The following is a 13,844-nucleotide window of genomic DNA, read 5'->3' as shown; positions in this document are numbered from 1 at the left end:
GTTATTCCTCACCTGCAATAATACGCTGAACAGGCTTAAAGGTTGTTCTATGATGCGGTGTTATGCCATGCGCTTCAAGCGCTGCAAAATGTGCCTTTGTCGGATACCCTTTATGTGCGGCAAAACCAAATTCAGGGAATTCAGCGTCTAACTCCAACATTTCATTGTCGCGGGTGACCTTTGCCAAAATAGATGCAGCGCTGATTTCCGCCACTAAACTATCTCCTTTTACCACGCTCTGAGCAGCCATTGTTAATTTTGGTAAACGATTACCATCAATAAAAACAAAATCAGGCTGAATCGCTAACCCTTCAACAGCACGACTCATCGCAAGCATGGTGGCATGTAAAATATTAAGCTCATCAATCTCTGCCACTGACGCACGCGCAACATAATAGCACAGCGCTTTTTCTTTAATTTCTTCCGCCAATGCAATACGTTTTTTCTCTGATAACTTCTTTGAGTCAGCTAAGCCATCAATAGGTTTATTCGGATCTAAGATCACCGCAGCGGTCACAACATCGCCAACCAGAGGGCCTCGACCAACTTCATCTACGCCGGCAATAAATTGTACATCTGGACGTTCAACTTGCATCTATTAACTCCGCTACGGCTTTAGCAGCCTGTTTACTTGCATCTAGCCTAATATTCTCATGTATCTCATAGAAGCGTGCAACGAGCGCTTCACTCTCACCTCTGAGCATTGGTAACAATGCATCAACTAACGCGTCTGCATTACATTCTTGCTGTAAAAACTCAGGTACCAATGGTGCATCAGCCAATAAATTTGGCAAAGAGAAGTACTTTATATTAAATGTAAAAAAGTGCTTAAATATCCAGTAACTTGATGGTTTAAACTTGTACCCTACTACCATTGGTTTTTTATATAGCATGGCTTCAAGTGTTGCCGTGCCTGACGCCAATAACACAGCATTAGCAGCCGACATTGCTTCGCTTGATTGCCCTTCTAATAACAAGGGTCGTAAGTTTGGCGCAACCTCTGCTAACACAGATTCAAATTGTGCTTTTCTTTTCGCGTTGACAAGCGGTACCACTACTTTTAACTCTGGCAGTTTATCTTTAAGTAGTTTGGCTGTTTCCAAATACGTACTGCTTAATAAGCCAACCTCAGAACCTCTGCTGCCTGGAAGAAGTGCTAACACTAAGTCATCTTCAGCGAGGCCTAACTTAGCTCTGGCTGCACTAGCATTCACTTTAAGTGGAATTTCGTCAGCAAGTGTATGCCCTACGAACGTACAGGGTACATCATGTTTGTCGTAAAATGCCTTTTCAAATGGCAGTAATGATAAAACCAAATTAGTTGCTTCTGCTATCGTAAAAATGCGCTTTTGGCGCCATGCCCATACAGAAGGGCTCACATATTGTACTGTTTTTATACCCGCTTTTTTAAGTGGCTTTTCGACTCGTAAATTGAAGTCCGGTGCATCAATACCAATATAAACATCAGGCGGATTGTCAATAAAATGCTGAACAAGCTGTTTGCGTATTTTTAACAGCCGAGGTAGGCGCCCTAACACTTCAACCAATCCCATGACTGCCAGTTCTTCCATATCAAACAGTGTTTTACAGCCCGCTTGCTGCATTTTAGGTCCTGCAATACCCACAAACTCTGCATGAGGATAATGTTGCTTTAAAGCATGAATAAGACCTGCGCCCAATATATCGCCCGACAATTCGCCCGCTACAATACCTATGGTTAATTTATTTTTATTTATCATGTCTATTATCTGAGTTTGTATAAATAAAAACGCCATACAAATTAATCTGTATGGCGTTCATCAATAACGTTTTATCACGGCCGATTTAACGAATAATACCGCGATCTGATGTATCTAGAAAATCGATCATCTGTTGTACCGCTGGAAACTGCTTTGCATCTTCTTCAAGTGACAGTACTGCTTCTTCAAGAGTATAACCTTTGCGGTAAAAAGCTTTGTATGCACGACGCACCGCCATCACTTCATCACTATCAAAACCTCGACGTTTCATACCTTCGGTATTAATTGCCGCAGGTTTTGCCGGAGTACCTGTTGTGGTTACGAATGGAGGCACATCTTTGTTAACACCTGAGTACATACCGATAAATGCATGGGCTCCAATTTTACAAAATTGATGAACCCCAGTATTGCCCGCAAGAATAACCCAGTCACCGACATGAACATGCCCTGCCACACTAGCGCCATTAGCAAAGATAACATTACTGCCTATTACTGCATCATGCGCAACATGCGTATATGCCATAAATAAGTTATTACTACCAATGCGCGTAATACCTTGGTCTTGAATTGTACCCCGGTGGATTGTCGCACACTCACGGATCACATTATTGTCTCCAATAATGAGCTGTGTCGGCTCATCCTTATACTTTTTGTCTTGGCAAGCTTCACCTACTGACGCAAACTGGAAAATATGATTGCCTGAGCCAATGGTTGAAGGTCCCTTAATAACAACATGCGACTCGATGATACAATTATCACCCAGTTCGACATCATGACCAACATAACTATATGGACCAATGGTTACGTTGTTGCCTAATTTCGCACCCGATTCAACAATCGCAGTAGGATGGATCACTATTATAACTCTCTTCTCGCGCACATTAGCTCGGCACTGCATACCACTTTGCCGTCTACTTTTGCTTCACCGTGAAACTTCCAAATGTTACGGCGCTCTTTTACAAAATCGATATGCAAATGCATGGTATCACCAGGTAATACTGGTTGCTTAAAACGTGCATTATCGATCGCTGCAAATAAGTATAGTTCACTCTCGCTGCGATTTTCCACCGTTTTAAACCCAAGTAAACCCGTGGCTTGTGCCATTGCTTCTAAAATCATCACACCGGGGAAAATAGGTTGACCAGGAAAATGACCAGTGAAAATAGGCTCGTTCACTGTTACATTTTTTATCGCATGTAGATATTCACCCGCTTTGTAGTCAATAACTTTATCAACCAATAACATTGGGTAACGATGAGGTAATAGCTTTAAAATTTCTTGTGTATCAAAGCTGTTTAATTCGTTTGCCAAAGTAGCATCCTTTTTATTCATCAATGTTTTTTAAGTGCTCAGTCAGTGTTTCTAACGACTTCAAACGCTGCTTGAACTCTGATAAATTACGAAAATGGGCAATATTTCGACGCCATTCTTTATTCGTTGAGTGCGGTATTCCAGATGAATAAACACCTGAATTAGTAATGGCTTTAGTAATCATTGTCATACCTGTAATGATAGCGCCATCGCAAATATCAATATGTCCATTGATCCCAACCAAGCCCGCGATTTGACAATGCTTACCGATTGTCACGCTTCCTGCTACAACCGTTGCACCTGCAATAGCTGTCCCTTCTCCAATTTCAACGTTGTGTGCAATTTGAATTAAATTATCCAAAATAACATTATCATGAATGATCGTATCATCTAATGCGCCACGGTCAATAACGGTATTCGCGCCAACTTCTACGTTATTGCCAATATTCACACCGCCGACTTGAGGAATTTTTATCCACTTACCAGCCTCATTCGCGTAACCAAAACCGTCACTACCGATTACACAGCCAGATTGAAATAAACAATTATCACCTATGGTAACATCGTGATAAACCGTCACATTGGCCCACAATTTAGTGTTATCACCAATGACTGTATTTTGGCCGACAAAACATCCTGGACCAATTTGAACATTCTTGCCTATGACAGATCCGGCTTCAATCACTGCATTCGCACCGATACTCACATCTTGGCTTAAAGTCACACGGCCATGAATAACGGCTGATGAATGAATATTTGATGCAGACGCAGGAGTAGTGTCCATCATTTGTGCCAGGTAAGCGTATGCAGTATAAGCATTTTTTACAACAATCTTATTGCCAGAAAAATACTCTGCATCATCTTCAGACACAATAACCGCACCAGCATTTGTGTCAGCCAGTTGGTTACGGTATTTCTTATTCGCTAAAAAAGCGATGTTTGTTGGGCCGGCTTTTTGTAATGTCGCGATTTTATCAATCTGATAATCACTATCACCGACTAGTGACGCACCTAAATGCGTCGCTAGTTGACCCAAAGTAAACTGTTTGGTCATTATTTTTTGCTTACCGCATCAACAATTTTGCTAGAAAGGTCTGTTACTTTATCAGGATTAAAGTAGATAGTGGTATCTTTTACTCTTACTTCGTCAAACTTTCCTTTTTTAGCAACGCTTTGAATCGTTTTGATGATAACGTCTTGTACTTTAGCAAGCTCTTGGCTTTGACGAGTTTTAATCTCTTGCTCTAACGGACGACCTTTTTCAGCCAATACTTTTTGCATGCCTTGAATTTTGTCACGCAGTGTTGCCTTTTGCTCGTCACTCATCGTGGCACTTTCACGCTTAAATTTTTCAGCTTCAAAACGGATATCACCTTGAATTTTCTCAAGCTCTTGACGACGCTCTGCAAACTCTGTGAGTAACTGCTGCTCTATTTTAGCCATCTGTGGGATCTGCTTATAAACTTGTTGCATATCAACAATACCTACTTTATGTGCTAATGCACTCGCAGAAGTACCCATCATTAATGTTGCCATTAAAGCCATTGCTGTCGTTTTAAATAGTTTGTTCACAAATTTACTCCTTAGAATGTATTACTGATATTAAAGCTGATTGTTTTCGTTTCATCGTCTTCTTCTTTTCTTAACGGATGAGCAAAACTAATCAACATTGGCCCCATTGGTGAAATCCATTGAATAGATAAACCCGCTGAAACCCTAAATCTTGTAGGATCTGAATAATCAGACAATTTTTTATATTGATCTTCTGGCAAATGTAGGTACCTATCTACATCAAATTCTGTATCCCAAACATTCGCAGCATCAATAAATAAGCTCGTTCTTACTGAGTTGGTGTTATCTTCATCTAAGAACGGTGTCGGTACTATCAATTCCGCGCCTGCAATTGCTTTTGCATTACCACCGATACGGCCACCAAATTGAAGTCTATCGAACTCAGGGTTTCCGCCAATACTGCCCGTCGATGAACCATCTGGTAATATCGAACCAGGGATCGATGTTGGAATGCGTTGAATCGCTTGCGGTAAAATTGTATTTCTATCAAATCCACGCAATTCCATTTCGGTTATACGAAAGAATTCTTGGAAAGGTAGAATCTGTTCAAAGCCATTCGTTTCGCCATAACCGTTGCCGTAACCAAGGGCCGCTCTCGCTGAAAATACCCAGCGATGATCGTTACTTATTGGCCAATAGAAACGTGAATCATAATTCAATTTAAAATAATTCAGATCTGAATTCGGTGTTGTTGCTGTCAACTTCAACGTTTGACGGGAACCATCGGTAGGGAACATACCACGGTTAACTGTCACTCGAGACCAGCCTAAACTCAGCTCGTACTTAGTGAAGTCAAAATCAGCTTCAGGGTTTTCGGGATCAAGGAAACTCAAACGTAAAATACGTGTTTGCTCATAATCAGCAATATCTGATAATGACTCTTCAATCCAACGGCCACCAAAGTTAATTCTATTTACTGCGTCAATAGGGAAACCAAAGCTCGTACCTAAACCATAACTACGTGACTTGTACTCAACTAAGCTGAATTTACTCGCATCGTAATTACTAAAGAAAATACTACTGCCTTGAGATACACCATCTGGGGTAAAATACGGATTTGTATACGACACACTATATCGGTCAGAACCTTTTGCTGTACTCACATTAAATGCAACTTGGTTACCCGTACCTAAAAAGTTGGATTCACTGACACCGACATTAAATTGCATTCCTGCATATGAGCCATATGCAACACCAGCCTGAAAACTACCTGCTGGCTGCTCTTTTACATCAAAGTCTACGTCAACTTGGTCGTCAATTCCTGTAATTGGTTTGACTTCAAATTCAACACTTTCCATATAAGGTAAGCGCTGTATTTGTAACTTAGAACGTTCAAGACTTTGATTGGACAACCATGCCCCTTCAAGCTGTGTCATTTCTCGACGTACCACTTCATCAGCGGTCACCTGGTTACCATTGACCATGATACGGCGAACATATACACGTTTACCGGGGTTAACCGATAAAGTGAGTTTCACTTCTTTATTTTCATCATCAACTTCTGGGATGGTACGAACTTCAGCATTGGCATAACCAAACCGTGCTAGATAGCTTTTAATAAACTCTTCAGATGAAGTAACGATTGAACCGTTATAAAGCTCACCAGCGCGTAATGGGATCACACTTTTAATCAGCTCTTCTCTTCCCAATAAATCACCGATGAAGTCAAAACTTTTAACTGAATACTTTTCACCCTCAGTCAAATTAGCCGTAACATAGACTGACTCACGCTCTGGACTTACCGATACTTGTGTTGAGTCAATATTAAAACGAAAATACCCTCGGTCTAAATAATAGCTACGGATTTTTTCTAAATCGCCTTCAATCGTTTGCTTTTGATAGCGGTCATTCGACATGAATTTCCACCAAGGTAAATCTTGTTGAGAATCGGCAAGCTTTAACAACTCTTCATCAGAAAATAACTCATTACCTACCAGATTGATTTGTCGAACAGAGGCTGCGTCACCTTCGTCAAATTCAAGCATTAATCGCACACGGTTTCGAGGTAAATCAACAATGTTAACTTCAAGTTTCGCATTGTATTTACCAATACTATGAAAGAACTCGATAAGCCCTTTTTCAATATTGTCTAATACTGTTTTATCTAAAGGCTCACCCGCTCGAATATCCTGACCTTCTAGGCTTTCATTTAACTGCTCGTCTTTGATGTCTTTGTTTCCATCAAACTCAATTGAAGCAATCGTGGGCCTTTCACGAACTTTGAAAATAACCTGGTTACCATCACGTAATGCAGCGATGTCATCAAAGTGACCCGACTTATAGAGCGCTTTTATGGTGCGTGAAATCGTGTAGTCATCTACAGAATCACCAACATTAATTGGAATATGCGTAAGTGCTGCTCCCAAAGCTACGCGCTGTAGCCCTTCAACCTTTAAGTCTTCTACGATAAAGGTATTTTGCCCAAGTGCGGCAAAACTTGCGCCCAGTAAACTGGTAACTGCGAGATGTTTTTTTATAGGCATTTTATTATCTTTATCCTTTACAACAATTAGCGTCATAACGCTGTGACGGGTGTTGTATACACCAATTCGAGCTACAGTCTCGATACATCATTTAATAAAGCAAAACATGTTAGAGCGATTAATAACAAGGCACCAACCTTAAACCCTAACTCTTGTGTCTTTTCAGAGACTGGTTTTTTACGGATTAGTTCAATTATGTAATACATTAAGTGCCCACCATCCAAGACTGGTAGAGGTAATAAGTTAAAAACACCTAAATTAACACTAATCAAAGCTAAAAAGCTCAAAAAGGCAACAATACCATAGCTCACGCTATTTCCAGCACCAACGGCAATTCCGACAGGCCCGCTTAAGTTTTTTACTGATACTTGACCTGTGATTAAGTTGCCAATCATATCAAAACTCAGACTGATAAGCTCATACGTCTTTTTTATGCCCAGCACCATACTATCCAAAGGACCGTACTGTCTAGTTTCAATATATCCGTTAGGCCACTTTTCTAACTGAGGCACAACTCCTAAGTACCCGATAGAGCGTCCATCGCTCATCTGCTTCGCTTCAGGAATAACCGTAAGCAATTGCACATTACTTGCTCGACGAATAGAAAAACGCAAAGGTTGTTTGGCCGAGACTTTTATTTTATCCACTAAGGACTGCCAATCAACGACGTCAATTTCATTAATCGATACAATCGTATCACCCACTTTAAGACCTGCTTTATCCGCTGCCGAACCAGTTTGAATATGGCCTAAAGTTAATGTTAATGCAGGTCTAAAAGGCTCAATGCCAATAGACTGAAGTGGAGCTTCGTCTTGTTTATCTAGCTTCCAGCCATTAAGTGCAATCGTTCGTAACTGAATTTTTTGCTCTGCGTCTTGTACTTTAACTTGTACTTCTTGTTCACCTAAATGACTCATTAAGCCAAAAGTAACCTCTTGCCATGAAGAGACTGCCTTATCACCCAACTGCAAAATATGGTCGCCAGGTAGAAAGTTTGCCGTTGCTGCCCGACTATGTTCTGCAACCCCGCCAACAACCGGTTTTACATTCTGAACCCCAATCATATACATCATGGCAAGCGCAAAAATAGCGAATAAGAAGTTTGCAATGGGGCCTGCTGAAACGATGGCTATCTTAGATAAAACAGGCTTACTATCGAAAGCCAAATGCTGCTTATCAGCAGGTACAGTATCAACTCGTGCATCAAGCATTTTGACGTAACCGCCAAGCGGTATCAAAGCAATAACATACTCAGTACCTAACTTATCATGCCATTTGAATAATGGTTTTCCAAAGCCAATTGAAAAGCGTAAAACCTCCACACCGGCTTTGCGTGCAACCCAAAAATGACCATACTCATGCACGGTTACTAAAATACCCAATGCTATAATAAATGAGCCTAAGTTCCAGAAAAATTCAAACATAATTATCTCAATTCACTAATACATTGTTTTGCCAGTAACCTAGCTTGAGCATCCTGAGCCATAATTTCCTGTACCGAATTTAATGAAGTTAATGTCGATTTAGCAAGCACCTCGGCATTTACTCTATAGATATCACAAAAGCCGATCTGCTGAGCCAAAAACGCAGCGACAGCAATTTCATTTGCAGCATTAATCGTTGTCGTTGCGGCCTGCCCAGACTTACACGCATCCATTGCCAATGCCAAATTTGGATAGCGCTCAAAATCTGGTTTTGTGAAGGTAAAGTTTGCTATGCTAGAAAAATCAAGAGGCTGTACACCTGCATCAATCCGTTCTGGATAAGCCAAGCCGTAAGCTATGGGGGTTCTCATATCAGGTTGGCCCATCTGAGCGATCACAGAGCCATCTTTATATTGCACCATAGAATGGATCATACTTTGCGGATGAATGACCACTTCGATATCTTCAGCTGTACAATTAAAAAGCCACTTGGCTTCAATAAACTCAAGTCCTTTATTCATCATTGTTGCTGAATCTACTGAGATTTTTTGGCCCATGGACCAGTTTGGGTGTGCAACAGCTTCACTCACTGTCACACTCGGGAGTGTGGCTAAGTCTCGCGTCAAAAACGGACCACCTGACCCTGTTAGCAAAATTTTACTGATCCCTTGATGGTGTATACCTAAATCAGTATTGCGTTGAAACGCCTGTGGCAAACATTGATAAATTGCATTGTGCTCACTATCTATAGGTAATAAAGTGGCACCGTGTTGCGCTACTTTGTCCATAAATAACTGGCCAGACATCACTAGCGACTCTTTATTTGCTAATAACACCTTTTTACCAGCTTCAACGGCTGCAAGCGTCGGTAACAACCCAGCTGCACCAACAATTGCTGACATAACCGTATTAACATTGTTATGGGCAGCCACATCACACATAGCTTGAGTGCCGCTCAAAACTTTAACCGAGGTATGTTTTAAAGCATCTTTAAGCTGCTTAGCCGCTCTTTCACAGTGCATCACTGCATACTGAGGATGGTGTGTAACACACAATGACGTCATTTTAGCCACATTTGTACCTGCGGCTAATGCAAAAATCGTATACTCATCTTTATTTCTTTCAATAACATCAATTGTAGAAAGTCCGATCGAGCCTGTCGCTCCCAGTATTACAACATTGTTTTTCATACTCATAGAGTAACAATCCAAGCGTAACATAAAGCGAAGATGGGCGCTGCCGCAGTTAAACTATCTATTCGGTCGAGTATGCCACCATGCCCAGGCAAAATAGATCCTGAATCTTTTAAACCAGCTTCGCGCTTAAACATGCTCTCGAGCAAGTCTCCAATCGCAGAAAATAGCGCTACACCGATTGTGAGCCCTGAATATAATAGCCATTGGTGTGATTCAACTTCTGCAAAATAACAAAAAAGCAAAACAAATATCACAGAAGTTACAACCCCGCCAAGCAAACCTTCAATGGTTTTATTGGGGCTCACTTTGGGCATTAATTTGCGCTTACCGAAATTTTTACCCGCAAAGTATGCACCGATATCCGCACTCCATACGATACCGAGTACCACCATTATGAGAGTTGACCCATATTGTTGAGACTGCTCATACTCTGCACTGCGCATCACATTAAGTGCTAACCAAAGCGGAATGAGCGTTAATATGCCTGCAATGGCACGCATAATTATGCCCTCATTCCATGCTCTGCTCATTGAAGGGTATTTAAAAACCAAAAAGGTTGCGACCAGCCACCAGGCAAAAGCCAAAGTAAAAATATAATTTGCATCGGCAACTAACTTACCCTGTTGCCATAAGGACTCTATCGGCCAATGGGTATGTAATATGGAAATGATGATGCCCATCAATGCAACAACTGACAAACGCTGACGCACTCTCCCGAGCCCCATAAAAGCAGACCACTCCCAAGCACCTAGCAATACGATAGCTGCTGCGATAAAACTAAATAAAGCTAATGGTGTATAAAAAACCAAAAGCAAAGCCAGCGGCGCAAGAACCACTGAAGTTATAATACGTTGTTTAAGCAAATTAATTACCTTTAACTTGTTACTTTTGACACTGCGAGTAATTCTTTTATTTGATCGCCTGTGCAGCCAAAGCGTCGCTCTCTAGATACATAACATGCAATGGCCTCTGCAAACGCCTCTTCATTAAAGTCAGGCCAAAGTGTATCTGTGAAATAGAGTTCAGCATACGCTGCTTGCCAAAGCAAAAAATTACTAATACGACAATCACCACCAGTTCGTATTAATAAATCTAATTCACTTTGATGTGCCATAGAAAGATGGTTAGTTATTGCTTCTTCCGTGATATCACTTGGCTGAATTTTTCCTTCACTAGCCTCAATAGCAAGTTTTTGTGCCGCTTGGGTAATATCCCAACGACCACCATAATTTGCAGCAATATTTAGCTGCAGGCCGGTATTATTCTCAGTTAACGCATGTGCTACTGCAACTCGTTCTTGTAACGAGTTCGGAAAACGAGAAATTTCACCAATAACATTCAATTTAACATTATTTTTATGAAGCTTTTTTACTTCTTTAGTTAACACAAATAGAAATAATTCCATCAGTGTACTGACTTCATCTTCTGGCCGACGCCAGTTCTCGCTACTAAATGCGAATAAAGTGAGAGACTCAATGTTAAGTTTCGAACAAAACTGTACTGCCGTACGAACCGCATCAACGCCCTTTTTATGGCCATATGTACGTGGGCGATTGCGAGATTGCGCCCATCGTCCGTTACCATCCATAATAATAGCGACGTGTTTTGGCAAAGATTGCTGCGAAATTGTGTCAGCGCTTAAACTCATAAATCCCGATTTCTATAAAAAAAAACGCCGCCTAGTATACCCCAGACAGCGTTGCAAAACTAATAATTTCGAACTGCTTAGATTTCCATCAACTCAGCTTCTTTTGCGCTCAATTGTGTATCCATTTCCTTAACAAACTTGTCTGTCAACTTCTGAACTTCATCTTCAGCTTGACGTGCTTCATCTTCAGAAATGTCTTTATCTTTTAATAAAGACTTAATATCACCATTGGCATCACGGCGAATATTACGGATAGCAACACGACCGCCTTCTACTTCACCACGTACTATTTTGATTAAGTCTTTACGGCGCTCTTCAGTTAGCGGAGGTAATGGTACGCGAATAATCGTACCTGCAGACATAGGGTTTAAGCCCAAATCAGATGACATAATTGCTTTTTCAACAGCCTGAGCCAAAGACTTATCAAATACACTAATCGTCAATGTACGAGAGTCTTCTGTTGAGACGTTTGCAACTTGGTTTAGTGGTGTATCTGCACCGTAATATGAAACCATGATGCCGTCTAGCAATGCAGGGTGTGCACGGCCAGTACGAATTTTAGAAAGTTGGCTAGCTAGGGCTGCCACACTTTTTTGCATGCGCTCTTGCGCGTCTTTTTTAATATCGTTAATCACAATTCAATCCTAGTCTTGTTTGATTATTCAGAAGGTGCTGAAGAGATAAGAGTACCCTCTTCTTCGCCCATAATGACGCGTTTTAACGCGCCAGGTTTATTCATGTTAAATACGCTTAAAGGCATATTATGGTCACGTGCTAGCGTAAATGCCGCTAAGTCCATCACCTTTAATTCTTGATCAATGATCTCATTGTACGTCAAATGACGATACAAGGTTGCATCTGGGTTCTTAACTGGGTCATCGCTAAATACGCCATCAACTTTTGTCGCTTTAATCACAGTATCGGCTTCAATTTCAATACCACGTAGACATGCAGCTGAATCAGTTGTGAAAAATGGATTACCCGTACCCGCTGAGAAAATAACAACTCGGCCAGACTTTAACAAGCTAATTGCTTCAGCCCAGTTGTACGCGTCACATACGCCGTTCAGTGGAATTGCCGACATTAAACGACAGTTTACAAACGCACGGTGCAGTGCATCACGCATAGCCAAACCGTTCATCACGGTTGCAAGCATACCCATGTGGTCGCCTACTACGCGGTTCATACCCGCTTCAGCTAATGAACCACCTCGTAAGAAGTTACCGCCCCCGATAACCAAACCCACTTCTACGTCGAGCTCTACTAATTCTTTTATTTCTTGTGCCATACGATCCAATACTTTTGGATCAATGCCAAAGCCTTCATCTCCCATTAAAGCTTCACCGCTTAGTTTGAGAAGAACGCGTCTAAAAACAGGTTTTCGATTGATAGTCATAGTTTCCGGGCCATTTGTAAAAGTGAGATAAAAAATAACCGCGCTTATGAAAGTCATAAATGCGCGGTTATTTTAAAGAATTTTCAGCGTTGAAGCAAAAGCAAATCCGCCATTATAGCCTCATTGCTTTTTTTGCTGAGAAAAGAGAGATTACTCGCCTTTTGCAGCTGCGATTTGAGCAGCAACTTCAGCAGCGAAATCTTCTTCTTTCTTCTCGATACCTTCGCCAACTTCTAAACGTACGAAGTTAGATACTGTTGCGCCTTTTTCTTTAAGGATATCGCCAACAGATTTTTTAGGTTCCATGATGAACGCTTGACCAGTAAGAGAGATCTCACCAGTGAACTTCTTCATACGACCAACAACCATTTTCTCAGCGATTTCAGCAGGCTTGCCTTCGTTCATTGCGATGTCAATTTGAACCGCTTTTTCTTTTTCAACTACGTCTGCAGGTACGTCTTCAGGGTTTACGTACTCAGGCTTAGATGCAGCAACGTGCATCGCTACGTGCTTAAGCGTTTCTGCATCAGCTTCACCAGCAACAACAACACCGATACGCTCACCGTGACGGTATGTAGAAAGGCTTGCACCGTCAATGTACTCAACGCGACGAACGTTGATGTTTTCACCGATTTTAGCAACTAGTGCAACACGTGCTTCTTCAAACTGTGCTTGAAGCTCAGCAACAGCAACTTTAGAAGTTGCAGCAACGTCTAGTACAGAGTTAGCGAACGCAAGGAAGCTCTCATCTTTAGCAACGAAGTCTGTTTGACAGTTAACTTCTAGAAGTGCAGCAAAGCCTGCGCCTTCTTTGATAAGGATTGTGCCTTCAGCAGCAATGTTACCTGCTTTTTTAGCAGCCTTTGCAGCACCGCTCTTACGCATGTTTTCAATTGCTAGTTCAATGTCACCAGCAGTTTCAGTTAGCGCTTTTTTACAATCCATCATGCCAGCGCCAGTACGCTCGCGTAATTCTTTAACTAGGGCAGCAGTTACAGCCATTAGTATATCCTCAGATCTGAATATGTTTAGGGAAGCGGGATGACCGCTCTTCAAGAATATCAAGTCTTCATCA

Annotated in this window: 14 protein-coding genes; all 14 read right to left on the bottom strand. The window is 41.4% G+C overall.

All coding sequences use genetic code 11. The features are described 5' to 3' along the window. Position 1 precedes the first annotated feature (1 nt). A complete protein-coding gene (rnhB, locus tag J8L98_RS04815; RefSeq protein ID WP_210995526.1) occupies positions 2–595 on the bottom strand; it encodes a ribonuclease HII in 594 nt (197 codons plus the stop codon). After that, positions 585–1,739, bottom strand: coding sequence for a lipid-A-disaccharide synthase (gene lpxB, locus J8L98_RS04810; protein WP_210995589.1), 1,155 nt, complete (start codon positions 1,737–1,739; stop codon positions 585–587). Before lpxB ends, rnhB begins: the two co-directional genes overlap by 11 nt. A gap of 85 nt (positions 1,740–1,824) precedes the next feature. After that, entirely contained in the window at positions 1,825–2,595 is a 771-nt protein-coding gene (gene lpxA / locus J8L98_RS04805; RefSeq protein WP_210995525.1) for an acyl-ACP--UDP-N-acetylglucosamine O-acyltransferase, read from the bottom strand. A 2-nt stretch (positions 2,596–2,597) separates the two neighbouring features. Continuing rightward, on the bottom strand, positions 2,598–3,050 hold the full coding sequence (fabZ, locus tag J8L98_RS04800; RefSeq protein WP_192508262.1) for a 3-hydroxyacyl-ACP dehydratase FabZ: 453 nt from the start codon (positions 3,048–3,050) through the stop codon (positions 2,598–2,600). Positions 3,051–3,063: 13 nt separating this feature from the next. Continuing rightward, a complete protein-coding gene (gene lpxD, locus J8L98_RS04795) occupies positions 3,064–4,104 on the bottom strand; it encodes a UDP-3-O-(3-hydroxymyristoyl)glucosamine N-acyltransferase (RefSeq protein WP_210995524.1) in 1,041 nt (346 codons plus the stop codon). Continuing rightward, positions 4,104–4,622 carry an OmpH family outer membrane protein gene (locus tag J8L98_RS04790; RefSeq protein ID WP_210995523.1) on the bottom strand — a complete coding sequence of 173 codons (519 nt, stop codon included), beginning with the start codon at positions 4,620–4,622 and terminating at the stop codon, positions 4,104–4,106. Before J8L98_RS04790 ends, lpxD begins: the two co-directional genes overlap by 1 nt. 11 nt (positions 4,623–4,633) lie before the next feature. Beyond that, on the bottom strand, positions 4,634–7,105 hold the full coding sequence (gene bamA, locus J8L98_RS04785) for an outer membrane protein assembly factor BamA (protein ID WP_210995522.1): 2,472 nt from the start codon (positions 7,103–7,105) through the stop codon (positions 4,634–4,636). A 71-nt stretch (positions 7,106–7,176) separates the two neighbouring features. After that, the gene (gene rseP / locus J8L98_RS04780) at positions 7,177–8,529 is read right to left on the bottom strand and encodes a sigma E protease regulator RseP (protein ID WP_210995521.1); all 1,353 of its coding nucleotides are present in this window, start codon (positions 8,527–8,529) and stop codon (positions 7,177–7,179) included. Between the two features lie 2 nt (positions 8,530–8,531). Then, positions 8,532–9,725 carry a 1-deoxy-D-xylulose-5-phosphate reductoisomerase gene (gene ispC / locus J8L98_RS04775; protein WP_210995520.1) on the bottom strand — a complete coding sequence of 398 codons (1,194 nt, stop codon included), beginning with the start codon at positions 9,723–9,725 and terminating at the stop codon, positions 8,532–8,534. Then, positions 9,722–10,588 (bottom strand): phosphatidate cytidylyltransferase, encoded by an 867-nt coding sequence (locus tag J8L98_RS04770; RefSeq protein WP_192508268.1) that lies wholly within the window; start codon positions 10,586–10,588, stop codon positions 9,722–9,724. The genes ispC and J8L98_RS04770 overlap by 4 nt, the downstream gene beginning before the upstream one ends. 11 nt (positions 10,589–10,599) lie before the next feature. Further along, positions 10,600–11,373, bottom strand: a complete 774-nt coding sequence (locus J8L98_RS04765; RefSeq protein ID WP_192508269.1) for an isoprenyl transferase — start codon at positions 11,371–11,373, stop codon at positions 10,600–10,602. 77 nt (positions 11,374–11,450) lie between these two features. Beyond that, positions 11,451–12,008: a ribosome recycling factor gene (gene frr / locus J8L98_RS04760; RefSeq protein WP_010361626.1), complete on the bottom strand. Its 558-nt coding sequence runs from the start codon at positions 12,006–12,008 to the stop codon at positions 11,451–11,453. Positions 12,009–12,031: 23 nt separating this feature from the next. Beyond that, a complete protein-coding gene (gene pyrH, locus J8L98_RS04755) occupies positions 12,032–12,769 on the bottom strand; it encodes a UMP kinase (protein ID WP_119862042.1) in 738 nt (245 codons plus the stop codon). A 150-nt stretch (positions 12,770–12,919) separates the two neighbouring features. Next, positions 12,920–13,771 carry a translation elongation factor Ts gene (gene tsf, locus J8L98_RS04750; protein WP_010361624.1) on the bottom strand — a complete coding sequence of 284 codons (852 nt, stop codon included), beginning with the start codon at positions 13,769–13,771 and terminating at the stop codon, positions 12,920–12,922. Between the last annotated feature and the right edge of the window lie 73 nt (positions 13,772–13,844).

Origin of the sequence: Pseudoalteromonas sp. MMG013, assembly GCF_018100885.1 — a bacterium.
GTDB classification, from domain to species: Bacteria; Pseudomonadota; Gammaproteobacteria; order Enterobacterales; family Alteromonadaceae; genus Pseudoalteromonas; species Pseudoalteromonas aurantia.
The sequence above is the reverse complement of the archived record's forward strand: the minus strand, read 5'-3'. Positions and strand labels throughout refer to the sequence as shown.